Origin of the sequence: uncultured Campylobacter sp., from assembly GCF_937997465.1 — a bacterium.
Taxonomy (GTDB): Bacteria; Campylobacterota; Campylobacteria; order Campylobacterales; family Campylobacteraceae; genus Campylobacter_A.
Genome location: NZ_CALKTQ010000287.1, coordinates 1 through 16,745, shown reverse-complemented (window position 1 = coordinate 16,745; position 16,745 = coordinate 1). Strand labels below are relative to the sequence as shown.

At 45.0% G+C, this 16,745-nt stretch carries 25 protein-coding genes and 1 other RNA gene; 20 read left to right on the top strand and 6 right to left on the bottom strand.

Annotated features, from left to right (window positions below):
• Nucleotides 1–218: 218 nt before the first annotated feature.
• The 6 genes from Q0546_RS09545 to Q0546_RS09520 all read left to right on the top strand — a co-directional run bounded on the left by Q0546_RS09545 (nucleotide 219) and on the right by Q0546_RS09520 (nucleotide 4,907).
• Entirely contained in the window at nucleotides 219–1,052 is an 834-nt protein-coding gene (locus Q0546_RS09545; protein ID WP_298792524.1) for a thiamine-phosphate kinase, read from the top strand.
• Nucleotides 1,030–2,154, top strand: coding sequence for a tRNA pseudouridine(13) synthase TruD (truD, locus tag Q0546_RS09540; RefSeq protein WP_298792521.1), 1,125 nt, complete (start codon nucleotides 1,030–1,032; stop codon nucleotides 2,152–2,154). Before Q0546_RS09545 ends, truD begins: the two co-directional genes overlap by 23 nt.
• Before the next feature lie 112 nt (nucleotides 2,155–2,266).
• The gene (locus tag Q0546_RS09535; RefSeq protein WP_298792520.1) at nucleotides 2,267–2,500 is read left to right on the top strand and encodes a hypothetical protein; all 234 of its coding nucleotides are present in this window, start codon (nucleotides 2,267–2,269) and stop codon (nucleotides 2,498–2,500) included.
• Nucleotides 2,501–2,677: 177 nt separating this feature from the next.
• Nucleotides 2,678–3,316, top strand: a complete 639-nt coding sequence (locus Q0546_RS09530; RefSeq protein WP_002950689.1) for a nucleoside recognition domain-containing protein — start codon at nucleotides 2,678–2,680, stop codon at nucleotides 3,314–3,316.
• The gene (locus tag Q0546_RS09525; protein WP_002950687.1) at nucleotides 3,313–3,777 is read left to right on the top strand and encodes a YjiG family protein; all 465 of its coding nucleotides are present in this window, start codon (nucleotides 3,313–3,315) and stop codon (nucleotides 3,775–3,777) included. The genes Q0546_RS09530 and Q0546_RS09525 overlap by 4 nt, the downstream gene beginning before the upstream one ends.
• Before the next feature lie 11 nt (nucleotides 3,778–3,788).
• Nucleotides 3,789–4,907: a M20/M25/M40 family metallo-hydrolase gene (locus Q0546_RS09520; protein ID WP_298792518.1), complete on the top strand. Its 1,119-nt coding sequence runs from the start codon at nucleotides 3,789–3,791 to the stop codon at nucleotides 4,905–4,907.
• Here Q0546_RS09520 and Q0546_RS09515 read toward each other — a convergent pair.
• Nucleotides 4,900–5,049: a hypothetical protein gene (locus Q0546_RS09515; protein ID WP_298792515.1), complete on the bottom strand. Its 150-nt coding sequence runs from the start codon at nucleotides 5,047–5,049 to the stop codon at nucleotides 4,900–4,902. The two genes, Q0546_RS09520 and Q0546_RS09515, sit on opposite strands and share 8 nt — an antisense overlap.
• Nucleotides 5,050–5,103: 54 nt before the next feature.
• Here Q0546_RS09515 and Q0546_RS09510 point away from each other — a divergent pair, with 54 nt between their 5' ends.
• The 5 genes from Q0546_RS09510 to rnpB all read left to right on the top strand — a co-directional run bounded on the left by Q0546_RS09510 (nucleotide 5,104) and on the right by rnpB (nucleotide 6,731).
• Nucleotides 5,104–5,271: a hypothetical protein gene (locus Q0546_RS09510; protein ID WP_298055837.1), complete on the top strand. Its 168-nt coding sequence runs from the start codon at nucleotides 5,104–5,106 to the stop codon at nucleotides 5,269–5,271.
• 194 nt (nucleotides 5,272–5,465) lie between these two features.
• Nucleotides 5,466–5,669, top strand: a complete 204-nt coding sequence (locus tag Q0546_RS09505; RefSeq protein ID WP_298792513.1) for a hypothetical protein — start codon at nucleotides 5,466–5,468, stop codon at nucleotides 5,667–5,669.
• Nucleotides 5,670–5,687: 18 nt separating this feature from the next.
• Nucleotides 5,688–5,810 (top strand): hypothetical protein, encoded by a 123-nt coding sequence (locus Q0546_RS09500; protein WP_298055843.1) that lies wholly within the window; start codon nucleotides 5,688–5,690, stop codon nucleotides 5,808–5,810.
• Between the two features lie 237 nt (nucleotides 5,811–6,047).
• Entirely contained in the window at nucleotides 6,048–6,257 is a 210-nt protein-coding gene (locus tag Q0546_RS09495; RefSeq protein ID WP_298792511.1) for an alkylphosphonate utilization protein, read from the top strand.
• Between the two features lie 148 nt (nucleotides 6,258–6,405).
• Nucleotides 6,406–6,731: RNase P RNA component class A (rnpB, locus tag Q0546_RS09490), an RNA gene on the top strand.
• Nucleotides 6,732–6,957: 226 nt separating this feature from the next.
• Here rnpB and Q0546_RS09485 read toward each other — a convergent pair.
• From Q0546_RS09485 to Q0546_RS09465, 5 genes are all read right to left on the bottom strand, one after another.
• Entirely contained in the window at nucleotides 6,958–7,374 is a 417-nt protein-coding gene (locus Q0546_RS09485; protein ID WP_298792509.1) for a hypothetical protein, read from the bottom strand.
• 71 nt (nucleotides 7,375–7,445) lie between these two features.
• Nucleotides 7,446–7,664 carry a hypothetical protein gene (locus Q0546_RS09480; protein ID WP_298055848.1) on the bottom strand — a complete coding sequence of 73 codons (219 nt, stop codon included), beginning with the start codon at nucleotides 7,662–7,664 and terminating at the stop codon, nucleotides 7,446–7,448.
• Nucleotides 7,651–8,043, bottom strand: a complete 393-nt coding sequence (gene fliS, locus Q0546_RS09475) for a flagellar export chaperone FliS (protein ID WP_298792507.1) — start codon at nucleotides 8,041–8,043, stop codon at nucleotides 7,651–7,653. Before fliS ends, Q0546_RS09480 begins: the two co-directional genes overlap by 14 nt.
• A gap of 10 nt (nucleotides 8,044–8,053) precedes the next feature.
• Complete coding sequence (fliD, locus tag Q0546_RS09470; protein WP_298792505.1) at nucleotides 8,054–9,787, bottom strand: flagellar filament capping protein FliD; 1,734 nt, start codon at nucleotides 9,785–9,787, stop codon at nucleotides 8,054–8,056.
• A gap of 2 nt (nucleotides 9,788–9,789) precedes the next feature.
• A complete protein-coding gene (locus Q0546_RS09465; protein ID WP_298792503.1) occupies nucleotides 9,790–10,161 on the bottom strand; it encodes a FlaG family protein in 372 nt (123 codons plus the stop codon).
• A gap of 147 nt (nucleotides 10,162–10,308) precedes the next feature.
• On the opposite strand from Q0546_RS09465, the gene Q0546_RS09460 reads away from it, so the two are divergent.
• From Q0546_RS09460 to Q0546_RS09420, 9 genes are all read left to right on the top strand, one after another.
• The gene (locus tag Q0546_RS09460; RefSeq protein WP_298792501.1) at nucleotides 10,309–10,686 is read left to right on the top strand and encodes a hypothetical protein; all 378 of its coding nucleotides are present in this window, start codon (nucleotides 10,309–10,311) and stop codon (nucleotides 10,684–10,686) included.
• On the top strand, nucleotides 10,683–11,249 hold the full coding sequence (gene rsmD / locus Q0546_RS09455; RefSeq protein ID WP_297941125.1) for a 16S rRNA (guanine(966)-N(2))-methyltransferase RsmD: 567 nt from the start codon (nucleotides 10,683–10,685) through the stop codon (nucleotides 11,247–11,249). Before Q0546_RS09460 ends, rsmD begins: the two co-directional genes overlap by 4 nt.
• A 66-nt stretch (nucleotides 11,250–11,315) precedes the next feature.
• The gene (locus Q0546_RS09450; protein ID WP_298792500.1) at nucleotides 11,316–12,377 is read left to right on the top strand and encodes a flagellar basal body P-ring protein FlgI; all 1,062 of its coding nucleotides are present in this window, start codon (nucleotides 11,316–11,318) and stop codon (nucleotides 12,375–12,377) included.
• Nucleotides 12,377–12,688, top strand: a complete 312-nt coding sequence (locus tag Q0546_RS09445; protein ID WP_298792498.1) for a rod-binding protein — start codon at nucleotides 12,377–12,379, stop codon at nucleotides 12,686–12,688. The genes Q0546_RS09450 and Q0546_RS09445 overlap by 1 nt, the downstream gene beginning before the upstream one ends.
• A gap of 53 nt (nucleotides 12,689–12,741) precedes the next feature.
• A complete protein-coding gene (locus Q0546_RS09440; RefSeq protein WP_122873807.1) occupies nucleotides 12,742–12,945 on the top strand; it encodes a flagellar biosynthesis anti-sigma factor FlgM in 204 nt (67 codons plus the stop codon).
• Nucleotides 12,946–12,980: 35 nt separating this feature from the next.
• Entirely contained in the window at nucleotides 12,981–13,409 is a 429-nt protein-coding gene (gene flgN / locus Q0546_RS09435) for a flagellar export chaperone FlgN (RefSeq protein ID WP_298792496.1), read from the top strand.
• 3 nt (nucleotides 13,410–13,412) lie between these two features.
• Complete coding sequence (flgK, locus tag Q0546_RS09430) at nucleotides 13,413–15,266, top strand: flagellar hook-associated protein FlgK (RefSeq protein ID WP_298792494.1); 1,854 nt, start codon at nucleotides 13,413–13,415, stop codon at nucleotides 15,264–15,266.
• A 54-nt stretch (nucleotides 15,267–15,320) separates the two neighbouring features.
• Complete coding sequence (locus tag Q0546_RS09425) at nucleotides 15,321–16,082, top strand: TIGR02757 family protein (protein WP_298792492.1); 762 nt, start codon at nucleotides 15,321–15,323, stop codon at nucleotides 16,080–16,082.
• Nucleotides 16,083–16,219: 137 nt separating this feature from the next.
• On the top strand, nucleotides 16,220–16,745 hold a 526-nt coding region (locus tag Q0546_RS09420; protein ID WP_298792490.1), incomplete at its 3' end, for a superoxide dismutase family protein.

Here is a 16,745-nt window from a genome sequence, read left to right as displayed (position 1 = left end):
TACTCGTGGCTGGCCTATGCAAACTGACTGCGAGCGCGAAGTGGTGGCTAGTCTTGTGAGGCGTGGCGTAGTAAAAGATGAGCCGGAGCTTTTTAGCAAATTTGAGATTTTCGGATAGATTTTAAACTCGGCAAATTTGAGAGGTTAAATTTGCCGAGCCGCTTAAATAAATTCGTTTTTCAAGCGCCTTTTTAGCCCGAATTTTATAAAATCGCAAAATGGATAAAGAACGCCTAATAATCGATAAATTTAGCAACTCCTTCATCGGCGACGACGGCGCTTTAGTCGCGCATGAGCGCGGAGAGTGGGTGTATAGCAAGGATCTTTTTTGCGAGGGGACGCACTTTCGCGCAGGCTGGCTAAGTATGGAGGAGATCGCACGCAAGGCGATGCTCGTAAATCTCTCCGACGCCGTCGCGATGAATGCCGAGCCTAAATTTTCGCTTTTGGGGCTTGGGCTACCAAAAAAAACGAGCGCGGCGCAGATATCGGCTTTGCGTAAAGGATTTGCGGACGTTTGCAATGAATACGACATAACTATCATCGGCGGCGACACGATCGGTAGCGATAAAATTTTACTTAGCATCACGATTATCTCGCGCCTCCGAGGCAAGGCGGTTTTGCGAAGCGGCGCGAAAAATGGCGATCTAGTCGCTTTTACGGGCGAGCTAGGTCAGAGCCTAAAGGGGCTTAGGACGCTTCTAAACGGCGGGCGGGTCGCGTCAAATTCGCGCTTTAAAAAACCTGTTTTAAAAGATAAATTTTTCTACGCCGCGGCAGATAAGATAAACGCCGCCATGGACGTCTCAGACGGGCTTTGCACTGATCTAGCCAAGCTTTGCGCGCAGAGTCGCTGCGGGGTAAAATTTAGCAAGCGGCTAAGCAAACAGGAGCTAAATAGCGGCGAGGAATACGAGATTTTATTTACGTTTAGTCCGAAAAACCGCACTAAAATCCTCAGCCTTGCCCGCAAAACCCGCACGAAAATCACGATCTTTGCCAAAATCACGAAAGGAAAATTTAAAAGCAATGCAAGAAACCACCATTTTTAAACCTCTTTACGCGCTCACTCACGCGCCTATCAACGCATATTTTAGTAAAAACTCGGACGATTTTGTGGTGCGCGAGATCCCGCTTTACGCATTTAGCGGGCGGGGCGAGCACCTCATCGTTGAAATTTGCAAAAAAGATATGACGACGCAAGAAGCCTTGCACGCTCTAAGCGAGGTTAGCGGCGTAAAGATGCGAGATTTTGGCTACGCGGGGCTAAAAGACAAGCAGGGCATGACGACGCAGTTTATCTCGATGCCGCGTAAATTTGAGGCCGCACTTGCAAATTTTAGCCACGAAAAGATGAAAATTTTAAGCCTCGCCGCGCACGACAATAAGCTTCGCATCGGGCACCTAAAAGGCAATAGTTTTTTTATCCGCCTAAAAAAAGTGATGCCTAGCGAAGCTGCTAAACTCGAGCAAGCTGTGCGAAACATAGATGAGGCAGGATATGCTAACTACTTTGGCTATCAGCGCTTTGGCAAATACGGCGACAATGCGCAAAGTGGGCTGGAGCTGCTAAAATCTGGCACCGTAAACGGCAAAAAGAGCAAAAATCCAAAGCTAAACGACTTTTTGATCTCGGCTTTTCAAAGCGATCTTTTTAACCGCTGGCTTAGCAAACGCGTTGAGATTTCGAGATTTGCACAGGATTTTAGTCTAGGCGAGCTAGCTCAAATTTACCCTTATCTTGACGGCGCGATTTTGAAAAATTTAAAATCACAAAAGAGATTTTTTAAGCTTATTGAGGGCGAAGTTTTGGGGCATTACCCGCACGGCAAGTGCTTTTTATGCGAGGATTTGGACGCGGAGGGCGCGCGCTTTGACGCGAGAGATATCACCAGCTGCGGGCTGATAGCAGGCGCTAAGGCGTATGGGGCGCAGGGCGCAGCGAAGGCAGTAGAGGATCAAATTTTCGCGCAGGCGAATGAATTTAAAGCCAAAATGACGGGTTCAAGGCGCTTTGCGTGGTGTTATCTAGAGGATGCCGGTTACAAATACAACGAGGAAAAGGCTCATTTTACGATAAATTTCACGCTGCAAAAAGGAAGCTACGCGACGGTGGTGCTGGAGGAAATCTTGCATAAAAATATCTTTGAATAATCTGAAATAAAGCGGTTCGTCTCTCGCTCTTTTAAATGATTTTTGCTCCGCTTTGCTCGCAAACTGCAAGCAGAACGTAAATTTCGCCCTGCGATAGGCTATATGCCTTAGCTTGGGACGAAATTTACTTATTCCATTTGGCTACGAGCCTAGCGATGTAGAAAACATAAATCATCTCGCGATATTTGCCTTGACTTTCTATGTTAAAATTTGGCGTTATATTGCGCTAAATTTGCAAATTTCTACTTTAAATTTACTAGTTAAGCCGCTTGCTTTATCGTCGTCAAATTTTAACACTATCGCTGTTTTAAACAAATCGCTTCAAGCCTTGGGTTCGTATTGCTAAAGCTGCAAATTTATGATTATTTTTATTAAATTTGATTGTTTTTAAATCAAAGTATCTAAAAGTAACATTAACTAAAAGAACTAAATATTATTCATTATCTTAATCTGCTTTTTACTCATTCCTAAGGTTCGCGACTGTATATTACCTATGTATTTACTTTATTTTTAAGGAGGCTTTATGCAAGAGGCAAACGACGGCAAAAAGCTAGCGATCGGCACCGTTGCCTTGATCCTAGCTATCGTCTTTTTCGGCGGTTTCTTAAAGGATGTCGCAGGCGGTATCTTTGATTTCGGTAAGCTAACCGGACAGTTTCCGGAGTGGTTTAAAACCGCAGGCGGCACAAGCGCAAAGGGTGGTTTTATATTTGCGCTTAGCTTGGTTCCTGCGATCATGCTCGCTCTTGGGTTCGTCGCGATATTTGAGAGATATTACGCACTTTACGCGGCTTCACGCTGGCTCACTCCCGTGCTAAAGCCTCTCATTGGTATCCCAGGATGCTGCTCGATCTCGCTCATAGCTAGTACTCAAAGCACCGATGCGGGTAGCTCTACGGCAAAGTTTTTACGCCAAGACGGCAAGATCACGCACAAAGAGCTTTTGATATTTGCCGCATTTCAGTTTAGCGCAGGCGCGATGATCACAAATTTCCTAGCATCTTTCGCTCCGTTACTTTTGGTTGCGGACAAAAACGGAGCCCTAGCACCTATATCTATCGCGGCTGGCTTGGGAATCATTTTGGTGTTTAAGGTATTTGGGGCAAATTTGATGAGACTTTACGTCAAAAAATTCGTAAAAGACGGGGAGACTGAAGTATGAGCGAGCAAGCTAATAATAAATTATTAACCGACGTTTTCGTAGAAGGCGCTAGAAAGGGCTGGGATATCGCCGTTCACAACACTATCCCAAACGTCCTTATGGCTTTTGTTATCATACACATCCTAAAGGTCTCTGGCGCACTTGATATCATAGGCAAGTATCTTGGCTTTGTTATGCTGCCGCTTGGGCTTCCGGGCGAGTCGATAGCGGTTATCATGGCGGCGTTTCTTAGCTGGGGAGGGTCTGCTGGCGTGCTAGTGGCGCTGGTTCAGGGCGGCACTCTAACGGCTCCCGATATCGCAGTACTGATCCCAGGCATGGCGCTAGTAGGCTCTACGGTGCAGTATATGGGTCGCGTGCTAGGCGTGCTGGGCATCCCGGGCAAGCACTACTTGGTGCTGTTTGGCATATGTATCCTAAACGCCTATCTGGCTATGTTTGTAATGAGTCTCATCGTATAAAAGGATAGTCCATGAAACAAGAGGAGCTGAAACAATATCTAGCCGAGCTAAAGGAGCTAACCGATATCGAGAGTCCGACGTCTAGCATAGAGGGTGTAAATAGCGTCGCAAAGTGGTTTATAAATAAAGCTGATAAGCTCGGCCTAAAGCACGAAAAGGTCGTGCTTGGCACCGATAAGGTCGCTGACTGCCTACTTATCTCAAATAATCCGAACGCTGCGAAATTCGACGTGCTTTTCGTTGCGCATATGGATACGGTTTTTCCCGTTGGTTCGGTGCAAAACACCCCTTTTACTCAGAACGAGGGCAGGGTAAATGCGCTAGGCGTCATCGACGATAAGGGCGGCGCGCTACTATCGCTCTACGTCATCAAGGAGCTTGATCTTAGTAAAATCAACGTCGCTTTGTTTCTAAACTCGCACGAGGAGACGGGGTCAAATTTCACCAAAGAAAAGATCCGCGAATACGCGAGAAAGTCCAAATTTTGCCTCGTGATGGAGCCTGCTCGCGAGGACGGCTCGATGGTGGCGACTAGAAAAGGCGTAATGACCTACGTGATAGATTTTCACGGCGTGGGCGCGCATGCGGGCAATCATCCCGAGCTCGGTCGCTCGGCGCTCGTCGAGGCGGCAAATTTTGTAGTCGAGCTATCAAAGCTGACTGATTTTGCGGCGGGACATACCTTTAACTCCATCATCACAAACGGCGGCACCGCGCACAACGTAGTGCCCGAGTTTGCCAGCGTGACCTGCGAGATGAGGTATAAATTTGCCTCCTCGGTCGAGTTTTTTAACAAAAAGTTGGATGAAATCCTAAGCAAACCGTTTATAAACGGCGTAACTCACAAAAAGACGCTAATCAACGAAGAAGCGCCGATGATAGACGAGCAAAATTTGCCGAGGATCAAAGCGGTCTTTGACGAGGTCGCCAAAGAAACGGGCGCAAAGGTGAGCTGGGTGGACGCCGGCGGTCTAAGCGACGGCAATATAACGGCCTCGGCTGGCTGCCCGACGATTGACGGACTAGGGCCTACGGGCGGAAATATGCACACCAAAAATGAGTATATGGACGCTAGCTCCGTCGTGCCAAAGTGCAATCTCGTGCTAGACGTCATCAAAAAGCTTATTTAAATTTAACGGCAAAAGGGTCAAATCTGATTCCTTTTGCCTTAAATTTTAAAATTTTAAAGCCTTGTTTTGTAGCTAAATTTAGTCCAAATTTAGCCACAAATTTCACCATAAAATTTAAAATAAAAACTGCCAATTTTAACACTCCCATATCCTTTCGTACTATAATTTCATTATAAATCTATTTAAAGGAGGCGCTATGAAAAAGCTACTTTTGAGTGCTGCGACGATCGGCATTTTGGTTGCTTTTGCTCAGGCAAATCCGTCTGCTGACTACGGCGAAGCGTTAAAAGCTAAGGCGCAAGGCGATTACGCAAGCGCGACGGCGCTTTTTAAATCTGCTTGCTACGAGGGCGGCAACGACTAGGCAGGGAGGTAAAGCCTAGAAGGGTACTAAAAGCGCCTGAAAGACCAAAGGATAGCGAAGAGCTGGTAACTGCCGCAAAAGAGTGCCAATAGAGTAGCACCGAGCAGTGCAAAAAGGCTTTTGGTCTTTATCAAGAAAACCGCCACAGCGAGAAATTTAAAGCATCGTCAAAGGACTGCGAACTAGGCAGTGCAGTGCTTTGCGAGGAGGCGGGTCTGGCATACGTGAGAGGTTACGGCGTCCAGCAGGATCAGGGTACTGCCGCTCAGTTTTTCTTAAAAGCTTGTAATGCCAATAACGCATCCGCGTGCGCACGAATAGGCGTCATGGCTAGAGATATGGGCAATGTCGATGCTGCGGCGGAGATACTGGAACAGGCATGTCAGTCGCTTCCGTGAGCTTGCAGGGACCTAGCGATGATATATCAAAACGACTCATATGACCGCAAAGACGAAGAAAAGGCGCGCGCTTTATATAAAAAGGCGTGCGACGGCGGAGATAATATCGGCTGCGCCGGACTTCAGCAGATGGGCCAGTAAGGTCATCTAAAGCAAAAGACTGCACAGAGGAATAAATTTGAAGCCGAATTTTATTGGCGCAGTCTTTGATTTCGTCGCGTTTACGGCGAATTTTGGCGGACTTGGTTTCGTCAAATTTGAGCTTATTTGACGGCGACAAATTTGACGCCTATAACTCGTTTTTTTAAATTTAGCGGCTTAGATTTTGATTTTTGCTTATTTTTTAGTAAAATGAGCGCTAAATTTAAAGGAGAAAATATGCCAAAAGACGCAAACGGTACCGAACTAAACGCCGGAGATAACGTAACTTTGACCAAAGATCTAAAAGTAAAAGGCGCGGGCGCGACGCTAAAGCGCGGAACCATGGTGAAAAATATTAAAATCACGGACGACGACAAAGAAATCGAAGGCAAGATCGATAAAATGGGCGTTATAGTGCTAAAGACGGAGTTTTTAAAGAAGGCTTAATCTCGTCTATGAAAAACGTAAATTTGACGCAAGATCGTTAAATTTGCGTACCTACAAAACTTAGATATACGCGTATTTTTACGCATATTAAAAATCATAAGATCTAGCCCAAGCTATCCTTAAACACGAAAAAGCTATAATCGCGCCCAAGGTATGGCAAGTGATTGCTTTTGCGTAGGCAAAAGAGGAAAGTCCGAGCTGCAATAAGACGGAGTTCCATCTAACGGATGGCTGGGGCGACCCAAGGGACAGTGTAACAGAAAGCAAACTACCGCTTCGGCGGTAAAGGTGAAACGGCGGGGTAAGAGCCCACCAGCGCGGCGTGCAAGCGCGGCGGCTATATAAACCCAACTCGCAGCAAGAAGGGATGGTTTTGAGTCTTATGTCAAACCCTTCGCTAGAGCCAAATTGTAAAATTTGGAGTAGATAAATAATCACTCACGACAGAACTCGGCTTATCGCCATGCCTTTTACTACTTTTATTTCGTTAAATTTAGCTAGCTTATATTTTTTAAATTCGTGGGTTTGATTGCGATAGACCGCTATCTTAACGGCGCGTTTTGCAAATTTAAGCTAAGGTTTGCGGCGACCGTGCGGCAAAGTAAAATTTGATCAAATTTGGCGAGGCGGAATTGGGTTTAAATTTGACGGCTACGGATAGGGTTTAAGTTTGAAACGGCGCAAGGCGCGTTTTTGGAGCCTAAATATCCCAAATTTCTAAAATTTGCGGACATAGGGCGCTAATGGCTAGTTTTAATTTGGATTTTTGTTCGTCGCTCGGTTCGTCTATGGTCTCAAATTTTCCAAACATCTCGGCGATCTCAAGCCAGCCTGCTATATCCAGATCAAATTTAACCAAATTTGACGCGCAAAGATAACCCGCGTCGTGATCGTAAAAAGCAACCTTGCCGTCATCTAAACAGACAAGCCAAAGATCGCCCGTGCCCGTATCTGCAAAGATATAAAACTCGCGCACTATCTCGCTCTCGCCCTCAAAAACAAAATTCGCTTCATCGTTAAATTTGACTAGTTCGTGCTCCTTTAGCACTCTAAAGTCGCCCGCTACATCCGCGCCGAGTCTATTTTTTAAAGCGTCCTTTATAGCGTTTTTCGTCATATCTTTGCCTTTGCGGGATAAAATTTAGAAAGAAATTTGAGATAAAAAGCGCCGTAAATTTGAGAAATTATTTACGACGCTATGTATTTTTTTACGTTTTTTAGTTTTTCTAGCTCTTTGCCGAGCTCGGTTCTGTTTTTTTGTATCAAATTTATCGCTGCACCCAGAAGCTCCTGAGCTTGCAGGGCATCCTCTAGGCTGTCAAATTTACTAGGAGTCTCGTCCGCTAGTGCCGCGATAGTCTCCGCGTCATTGCTAGCTACGGCTATTTTGAGCTCATCCAGCCACATCAGCTTGTCCTGTACCAGTCGTCTCTTTCCATGCTTCAAGCAGCTGTTTGGTTACGCTCACGACCTCGTTTAGGCTCTGCTCGTCGTTGTTTATATTTGCCATTGACAGCAGTTGGATCTGCCTCGTATAAAGGCCGCTCAGATAGTGCGCGATGCTACCTTGGTTGTAGTCTAGCGAGTTTAAAAGCTCGATAAAGATAGCGTTCGTGCGATTTATGAAATATACTTTTTTCTCTACGTCGTTATCTTGCATTGCTTTTCTAGCTCTAAAAATAAATCTCAAAACGCCCTCGTAAAGCATCTCGATAAGCTTGGTAGGCGACTCGATGCCGCCTACAGTATTTTGCGAATACGCCGCGTGTGCAGTGTTGTATTGCATAAATTTACCTTTATTTTTTATTATATTCGGCTTCGATCATCGATTTTAGCGACGAAAATTCGCTATTTAGCTTACTGATGATCTTGTCGTATGCCAAAAATCGCTCTTCCATCGTGGCGTATTTTGCATCGAGCGACTTTTGCGTCTTTTCTTTTTCCGAGTCCAGCGACTTTTTCTCGTCAATCAGGCTTTGGTTATACTTGGTTAAAGAGCCGTCTTTTGAGTTAATCAGTCTATCTACGGCTTTTTTAGCCGATGCAAATATCCCGTTTACGGTCGTATTTTTCGGCGTTACGGTTGATTCGCTAAAGCCCACGGCGTTTAGCGCCGCTCCAGAACCCTTTATGCTTATCGCCGTACCGTTTGTAGTTTTTAGCGATATGCCGTCTTCGTTTGCGGTTAGCGTCGCTTGTACGCCCGATATTCCGGCGTCGTTTATGGCTTTTAGCAGCGCTAGCGCGTTTTCTTTTGCCGAATTTGACGCAGGCGTAGCGGCTAAATTTATCTTTTTGCCGTTTATCACTAGATCATCGCCACCGATAGTGAGTGCGCCGCTGTCTACCGGTTTTGAGCTAAGAACTTGAGCCGTGCCGTAGGTAGTGCCGCCGGCAAATATTTTTTGGACGCTTTGCAAATCCTCATCTAGTTTTTTGCCGAGTTTTGAGCTATCTAGCTCTAGCAGGCCTTCTTTGTTTAGGCTTAGACCGTAGTCGGCTAAATTTGCCGTCTTTGTTACGTTATCTTTCGTGTAGGTCTGATTGCCGAATAAAATTTTATTTAGCGTCGATTTTATCGTATTTATCTCACTCACGCCTTGGAAAGTGCCCGATTTTTTCGTGTCCGAATCATAATCGGTAGCGACTTTTAGGTTGTTTACGAGATTATTATACGCCGTCACCATGCTTTGCATGCTCTCTTTTATCGCGCTCGTGTCCTCTTTGACGCTAAAAGTCGTCTTGCCGGTATCTTTTAGTTTTATCGTCATTCCTAAATTTAGATCTTTTACCTCGTTGCCGCTTCGTTTTATCGTAATGCCGTTGTAGACGAACTCGGCGTCTTGTGCCGTTGAGATTTTGTTGTTTGCGATATTTGCGCTATCCCAGCCTAATTTTTGCAAAACGTCGTCTGCACCGGTTAGGGCTGTGCCATCACTATCGACATTTGTTATCTCGACTTTATTTTCTGCACCGGTTTCTTTGGACTGCAATATAAGCTGATACGGATCTTCGCCGCCAACCTTCATCGCTTTTGCCGAGACGGCGCCGTTTGTGACCTCGTTGATCTTATCGGCTAGCTCTTCTAGCGTAGTGGAGTTTTTAACCTCGATTTTATAGGTTTGGTCTCCGACTTTTATACCAAAGGTTCCGTTTTTGCCGATAAACGAGCTTGAGGTGCCAAATTTAGTACTTTGATAAACGTCTTTTTTGGCTAATTGCTTAACATCTATGTCGATATCTTGTACTGCGACGCCCGCACTCACGCTTATATCTGCGCTCTTTCCATCCGAACTAGTGGTTCTTTTTTGATATGAGCTATCGTCTGCTAGAGTTGAAACTGAGGAGCGAAAAGTGCCTATTAGCGTTTTTAGAGCGGTCAGATCTTTTTGCTTTGTCGCATTTGCCGTGATTTTAGCAGTTACGGGTTTTATTTGACCCGCTTCGTCGGCGGCTTTTAGCTTATCTATAACGTCTTGCGTTAAAACTTGGCTACCAAAGCCAAGCGAAGAAACTTTACCTAGTGCCATTTTTAGCTCTCCTTGTCAAATAAAACTCCGACCGCCTCTTTAAAATATTCGCTTAGCTTCATTGCCTGCTCGGTCGGGATTTTGCGAATAATTTCGCCCGTTTTCATCTCCATTACGTTTACATACATCGCGCCTATTTTATCGTTATAGCCAAAGCGTATGCTGGTGCCTAGATCTTCCATTTGTTTATTTAGTTTTTCGGTGGCTTCTTTTACTTCTTTGCTTAGCGTTTCGTTGTTTTGCTCGGTTAGATTGCGTGTCGTATCTTGTTGGATCTGTGTCCTTTCGACCTCTCTAGTTTGCGTAGAGCTTTGCGCGTGTGAGCTTGTAGCTACGTTTGCCATCGGTTGGCTTGCTACTTTGAAAATTTCCATATTTTCTCCTTTAAATATTTGCTAGCTTCTATATCGTCAAATTTGCAAATTTTTTTAGCCCAGTTTGGGAAAATTTTTGCTTAATTTAAATTTTCGCATAAATTTGTTAAAATCCAGCCTAAATTAAGGCGAGAAAAAGGAGAATTTGTGAAAGTTTCGTTTGAATGCGACTGTATTTTGCTAGGAGAGTCGCTAAGGCTATTTTTGAGGGATTTTATCTCGCCTAGAAAAGATTGCGACTTTATCGTGGCGGACAAAAAGATAGAGACCAAAAAGCCCGTTTTCGTGATCGCCGAGCATTCGCCGCATCTAAAAATCCCTTTTAGCAAAGAGGCCCTTATTTCTGCGCTTGAGGAGTTTTACTTGGCGATCCAGTTTTCAGAGCCCATTGCGCTCTCTCGCGCGACCGCGCCCGCAAAAGAAGAAGCCGCGCTGCAAAACGGTTCAAATTTGGAGACTGAGGTTTCAAATTTGATAGATAAATTTAAAGAAGAGCTACTTGCGATTCTAAGGAAAGCTCGTTGAAAAATCTCTACGCTACGATTTCAAGCGGCAAATTTAAAGGTAAAAAGCTGCTTTTGCCATCGCTTCAAACTACAAGAAGCACAAAAAGCATCGTCAAAGGCTCATTTTTTGATTCGTTTCGCTACGAGCTAGCGGGTAAGGTTTTTATCGAGGCTTTCGGTGGTAGCGCGCTGATGGCCGCAGAAGCGCTAAGCAATGGCGCACAAAAGGCGTACGCGGTAGAAATCGACAAAAACGCTTATAAAATCGCGTTGCAAAACGCTAAACTTATCGGCGACGAGCTAGAAATCGTAAATGGCGATACTTTTGAGATGACGCCAGCTATCGTCGCTAGGCAAAATTTGCCCGTTGTCTTGTATCTTGATCCGCCTTTTGATATCAGAGACGGCTTTGCGGATATTTATGAAAAGTGCGTAAATTTGGTGCTAAATTTGCCTAAAGATAAAATTTACCTGATCGCTTTTGAGCATGCTAGCCATATAAATTTACCCGAAAATATCGGGGCTTTTACGCTTTTAAAATCTAAAAAATTCGGAAATACCTCGCTTAGCTACTATTCTTAAATTCTTGCATCAAATTTGGAATGCTAATTGCTTTTAGTCCTTGAAAATACAAATTTAAGGACGAAAATGAAACTAGCGGCATGCTTGCTGAGCCTTGCCATATCGACTTTTGCGGCGCAGATAAAAGACATCGCAAACGTCGTTGGCGTGAGGGAAAATCAGCTGATCGGATACGGTCTGGTCGTCGGTCTAAACGGCTCTGGCGACGGCAGTAGCTCTGAGTTTACGATCCAGTCTCTTTCAAATATGCTTCAAAGCGTGAACGTAAAAATCAAGCCAGACGACATCAAATCAAAAAATACCGCCGCGGTAATGGTTATCGCAAAGCTGCCGCCGTTTGCTAGGCAGGGCGATAAGCTCGACGTCGTGATATCATCTATCGGCGATGCAAAGAGCCTTCAGGGCGGAACGCTTTTGATGACTCCGCTTAAGGGCGTGGACGGCGACATTTACGCTCTAGCGCAGGGCTCGCTAACCATAGGCGGTAAAACCGCATCTCGCGGAGGTGGAAGTAAAGGCGGCAACCACGTAACCGCGGGCACGATCCCAAGCGGCGCTATCGTGGAGCGCGAAATAGCGTACGATATCTACAATCAAGAAGCGATATTTTTAAGCTTAAAGGAGTCGAATTTCGACACCGCTTCAAACATCCAAAGAGCCGTAAATTTAAACGTAGGCGGCGATAGTGCGGTGGCCGTGGACTCTCGAACGATCAGGATCGCTAAGCCAAACGGCGCAAATATGGTCGATTTCGTAGCTAGGGTGTTAAATTTGGACGTGGATTATAAAGCGTTAGATAAGATCGTAATCGACGAGCGCACGGGCACGATAGTAAGTGGTATAAATATCACAGTTGATCCCGTCGTCATCACGCACGGCGATATCACGATAAAGATAGAGCCTAGCTCGTATGACGACATGGCGGCAAATCAGCAAACAATCGATCTACAAGACGGCGCAGCGGTCGATCCGCTAACTAATATGCTAAAAATCAGCGGCGAAAAAACAACCGTAGCTAGCGTCGCAAGAGCGCTAAGCAAGATGGGCGCGACGCCTAGCGACATCATAGCGATCATGGAAAATCTAAAGCGCGTGGGCGCCATACACGTAAATTTGGAGATAATATAATGTTAAACGTAGACAGTTCGGCGGCTTTAAGCTCTTATAATAAATTTGCTACGAGCTCTATCGAAAATAGACGCACGGATAAGCCTCAAAGCGAACAAGACGCGCTTTTAAAAGAGCAAACCGACGCTTTTGAGGCGTTTTTGGTTAAAAGCGTGCTAGATATCGCGCTAAAGGATGAAAATCCGTTATTTGGCAAGGACGCCGGAGACGAGATATATCACTCGATGTATAACGACACGATGAGTAAGGCTCTGAGCGGAAATTTGGGCTTTAGCGAACTTTTATTCAATTATTTGAAAGAAAGGGCTTAAGAAATTTCAAAATTTGCCGATTTAGTTTCTAACAAATCTAAAAAGGCTTTAAAATGATAGGAACTTTGGGAGCTAAACTGGGCATGAGCCCACAGCAAATAACTCGCTCAAACGACGTAAAAAAGAGCGAAAACATGGAAAAAACACAAGGCAAAGAAGAAAGCAAGGTCGCAAAGATAGCCGAGCAGATCGCTAACGGAACATATAAACTAGATATGTCCAAGACTGCAAAAGCTGTTGCCGATACGCTTTTATAAGATTTTTTGTCCTTGCGTAAAAAGAAAGGACAAAAATGCTTAAAAGATATTTAGATGAGGCGATGGGCGTACTAGACGAGCTCATCGCCCAAACTACGGAAGATATAGAAAAGATAAAACTAGCCGATCACACTAAGGTCGATGATAGCGTCAAACGCAAAAACGAGCTGGTTAAAAAATTCGAATCTATAAAATCGCTGCTAGATAAAGAGCTTTTAAGAGTCTCGAAGGAAAACGGCGGGGGAAATTTAAGCTCTATCCTTGACGATGAGGTAAAATCATCTCTAGCTCTTATGCGCTCAAAGCTTGAAGAGCTATACTCAAAAAACAAAGAATACGCAAAATACGTCGTCGGAGTGAAAGAATTTTTTGATAGCTTGCTAAAAAACATGTTTAAAAGCGAGTCTGGCAGCTACGATAAAGAAGGCTTGACGCCTGAAAGTTTATTTAAAACAAGGGTTTAAAAAATGGCTAATATATTTTCGTCTTTACATATTGGAGTTAGCGGTTTAGATGCCGCGCAGACGCAGATCACTACGACAGGACACAACATCACAAACGCCGACAGCGAGCACTACACTAGACAGCGCGTCGTGCAGTCTGCCAGAGAGCCTTTTCACGATATGCCGGGCGACATCGGTACTGGCACCAAGGTCGATACGGTCGTACGCGTGCATGATGAGTTTACTTTTGCTAGGCTCCGTACTTCAAATATAAATTTAGAATCAAGCGAATATAAAAAGCAAATTTTAGAGGAGATTTCGCAGCGCTTCCCTGATCTACAAAGCGTAGGCATAGGCAGGGATTTGCAAAATTATTTTAACGCGTGGAACAACCTCGCTTCTAACCCAACCGAGGGTTCTCAGAAGGTAAATCTACTAAATTCGGCCGCGACGCTATCAAATAGCATAAGCAAAGCTCACGATATGCTAACTAAGATCCAAAAGGACGTGGACTCGCAGATAGAAGTTGCCGTAAATGAAATAAACAAATACGCCAAGCAAATCGCACAGATAAATAAAGAGATCGTGCGTGTCGAGTCAGTCGGCACTACTAGAGCAAACGACCTACGCGACAAACGCGATCAGCTCGAGCTTGCGATGTCGAAATTTGCCGGCATAAGCGTATTTAAGGGGCAACTACAAAGCAACAATATCGATCCGACCGTAACCGATATGGGTACCAAGCATCAGATAAATATTTCAGGATTTAATATCGTAGACGGTACGACGTATCATCCGCTAACAGTCGATAGGATAAGCGACAAGAGCGATTTTAAAGGTGTATTTTTCGAAAGAGACGATAGCAAGAAAGTTGATCTAAACGGACGAATCTCGGGCGGTAAACTAGGTGCCGCACTAGATCTGCGCGGACGAAGAGTGGATGATAACGGCGAATTTCAAGACGGAACCATACAAAAATACATCGACAACCTAAATACCTTCGCCAAAGGCATCATAAATGAGACAAACAATATCTACGCAAGATCGGCCGTAGAAAACGCCGTAACCGACGAACTAGACGGTCTAAGCGACTCTAGGACGCTGATGAATTTTAACGACGATATCAAGCACGGTAGCTTTGACGTCGTAGTTTATAACAACCAAGGTCAAGAGGTCGCTCGAAAAACGATAAACATAAACGCCTCTACTACTATAAATGACAATACTCGCGGCAACTCTATCGTGCGAGACTTTAACTCAGACACCGATGACAACGGCGATAACAATTCGCTAAACGACGTGGACGATTATTTTCAGGCAAACTACCAATACGACGCGGCGACTGGCAAAGGCACGTTTGGCGTAACAGCTAAAAGAAACGCCGGCGAATACAGCGTCGCTTTCGTCGATAAAGGTACCAATTTCCCAGGTATTATCGGGGTAAATAGAGTTTTTGAGGGCGGAAACGCGAAAAATATGAGCGTAAAAAGCGAGCTGATGGAAAATCCGCACAAGCTAAAAGCCTACTCAAACCCGACTCCTGGCAACAACGAAGTCGCAAACGATATGGTGCAAATGCAGTATAAAAAAATCATATTTTACTCCGACAAGCATGCGGACAAGGAGGAGAGCGTCGAGGGCTACTATCGCTATATAACCACCGATCTAGCTAGCCAAACTCAGGCAAATAACGATCTAAACGACGCAAATACAGCTATCCATAAAGTTGCTATGTCTGAGTATCAGTCGGTTAGCGGCGTAAATTTAAACGAGGAGCTGACAAACCTCATACGCTTTCAAAGCAGTTACGGTGCGGCGGCTAAAATAATCACGACCGTAGAAAAGATGCTCGATACCTTGCTCACGCTAAAACAGTAAATTTAAATTTATTTTAGCCTTTTTGGTTTAAAATCTCGGCCAAAAAGGCTAAAAATGGACTTAAAAACCCTCCTGGATCAAAACGTAATCTCTAAAAATACCAATGCGGACTTGTTTGCCGCCGCCGATCCGCTGCAAGTTGCTAGCAAATTTAAAACGCCTGAAATTTCGCTCATCTGCGCGCTTTTTGCTTACGGCAACGCAAAACTAATCGTAAATTTTCTAAATTCGCTCGATTTTTCGCTGCTAGATAAAAGCGAGGAGCAAATCGCCTCAAATTTGACGCAACACAAATACCGATTTCAAAGCTGCGAGGACGTGCGGCAGATTTTTACCACCGTTTCGCGCCTAAAAAAACACGGCGATATCGAGAGTGCGGTGAGAGCGGGCTTTGAAAAAAACGGCTCGATGGCGGACGGCATAAACGAGCTTATTAAATTTATCTATTCGCTAAATCCTTACCGCTCGGAGGGGTATGAGTTTTTCTTCGGCAAACCATACGAAAAAGCGCCGCAAAGCCCGTATAAACGCTACAATATGTTCCTGCGCTGGATGGTGCGAGATAGCGACATCGACCTTGGGCTATTTAAAAACCTGCCAAAAAGCAAGCTACTCATGCCTCTTGACGTACACACGCACCGAGTTTCGCTAAATTTAGGCTTAATCTCTCGCAAAAGCTATGATTTTAGGGCTGTGCGCGAGCTAACGGACAAGCTTTGTGAATTTGACCCAGCCGACCCGATCAAATACGACTTCGCGCTCTACCGCATCGGCCAAAGCGGCGAACTGGCGCAAATTTTAAGCGAGATAAAGTAAATTTGACGAGTTTTGCTTTGCGCGAAAGGGCGGCAAATTTAAAGCATCGCGGCGTATCAAATTTAAGTAAAATTTAAAGCCTAAATTAATCAAATTTAGGCTATAGTTACAGTGCAATTACATTTTAAGGAGAAAAAATGAAAAAAATCGTTTTAGCTAGCGCGGCTCTAGGCTGCCTACTCGCTACTAGCGCCCTTGCGCACGAGGAAAAAGTCTTTGATCCAAAGGCTGGCAAACACCTAGTCGTAACTATGGAGCAACTAAGCGAAAAAGGCAACACAGTCGTGGGCGAGGTTGTAGCGATCGAGACTAACTATGGTGTGGCGTTATTCCCGAACCTTAAAGGCCTTGAGGGCGGCGCGCACGGATTTCACGTGCATCAAAACGCAGATTGTGGCGCTAACGAGAAGGGCCTAGGCATGAAAGCCGGCGGACACTGGGATCCGGCTGAGACTAAAAAACACTCTTTTGCATGGGATGACAGCGGTCACAAGGGCGATTTGCCTGCGCTTTTCGTCGATGCCGAGGGTAACGCGGTTTATCCTGTGCTAGCTCCGAAAATCAAAACAATCGACGAACTAAAAGGTCACTCGCTAATGATCCACGTCGGCGGCGATAACCACAGCGACCATCCAAAGCCTCTTGGCGGCGGCGGCGCTAGAA

Coding starts and splice junctions, on each gene's coding strand:
- Q0546_RS09545 (WP_298792524.1), top strand. CDS start 219: ATGGATAAAGAACGCCTAATAATCGATAAATTTAGCAACTCCTTCATC.
- truD (WP_298792521.1), top strand. CDS start 1,030: ATGCAAGAAACCACCATTTTTAAACCTCTTTACGCGCTCACTCACGCG.
- Q0546_RS09530 (WP_002950689.1), top strand. CDS start 2,678: ATGCAAGAGGCAAACGACGGCAAAAAGCTAGCGATCGGCACCGTTGCC.
- Q0546_RS09525 (WP_002950687.1), top strand. CDS start 3,313: ATGAGCGAGCAAGCTAATAATAAATTATTAACCGACGTTTTCGTAGAA.
- Q0546_RS09520 (WP_298792518.1), top strand. CDS start 3,789: ATGAAACAAGAGGAGCTGAAACAATATCTAGCCGAGCTAAAGGAGCTA.
- Q0546_RS09510 (WP_298055837.1), top strand. CDS start 5,104: ATGAAAAAGCTACTTTTGAGTGCTGCGACGATCGGCATTTTGGTTGCT.
- Q0546_RS09500 (WP_298055843.1), top strand. CDS start 5,688: ATGATATATCAAAACGACTCATATGACCGCAAAGACGAAGAAAAGGCG.
- Q0546_RS09495 (WP_298792511.1), top strand. CDS start 6,048: ATGCCAAAAGACGCAAACGGTACCGAACTAAACGCCGGAGATAACGTA.
- Q0546_RS09485 (WP_298792509.1), bottom strand. CDS start 7,374: ATGACGAAAAACGCTATAAAGGACGCTTTAAAAAATAGACTCGGCGCG.
- Q0546_RS09480 (WP_298055848.1), bottom strand. CDS start 7,664: ATGTGGCTGGATGAGCTCAAAATAGCCGTAGCTAGCAATGACGCGGAG.
- fliS (WP_298792507.1), bottom strand. CDS start 8,043: ATGCAATACAACACTGCACACGCGGCGTATTCGCAAAATACTGTAGGC.
- fliD (WP_298792505.1), bottom strand. CDS start 9,787: ATGGCACTAGGTAAAGTTTCTTCGCTTGGCTTTGGTAGCCAAGTTTTA.
- Q0546_RS09465 (WP_298792503.1), bottom strand. CDS start 10,161: ATGGAAATTTTCAAAGTAGCAAGCCAACCGATGGCAAACGTAGCTACA.
- Q0546_RS09450 (WP_298792500.1), top strand. CDS start 11,316: ATGAAACTAGCGGCATGCTTGCTGAGCCTTGCCATATCGACTTTTGCG.
- Q0546_RS09445 (WP_298792498.1), top strand. CDS start 12,377: ATGTTAAACGTAGACAGTTCGGCGGCTTTAAGCTCTTATAATAAATTT.
- Q0546_RS09440 (WP_122873807.1), top strand. CDS start 12,742: ATGATAGGAACTTTGGGAGCTAAACTGGGCATGAGCCCACAGCAAATA.
- flgN (WP_298792496.1), top strand. CDS start 12,981: ATGCTTAAAAGATATTTAGATGAGGCGATGGGCGTACTAGACGAGCTC.
- flgK (WP_298792494.1), top strand. CDS start 13,413: ATGGCTAATATATTTTCGTCTTTACATATTGGAGTTAGCGGTTTAGAT.
- Q0546_RS09425 (WP_298792492.1), top strand. CDS start 15,321: ATGGACTTAAAAACCCTCCTGGATCAAAACGTAATCTCTAAAAATACC.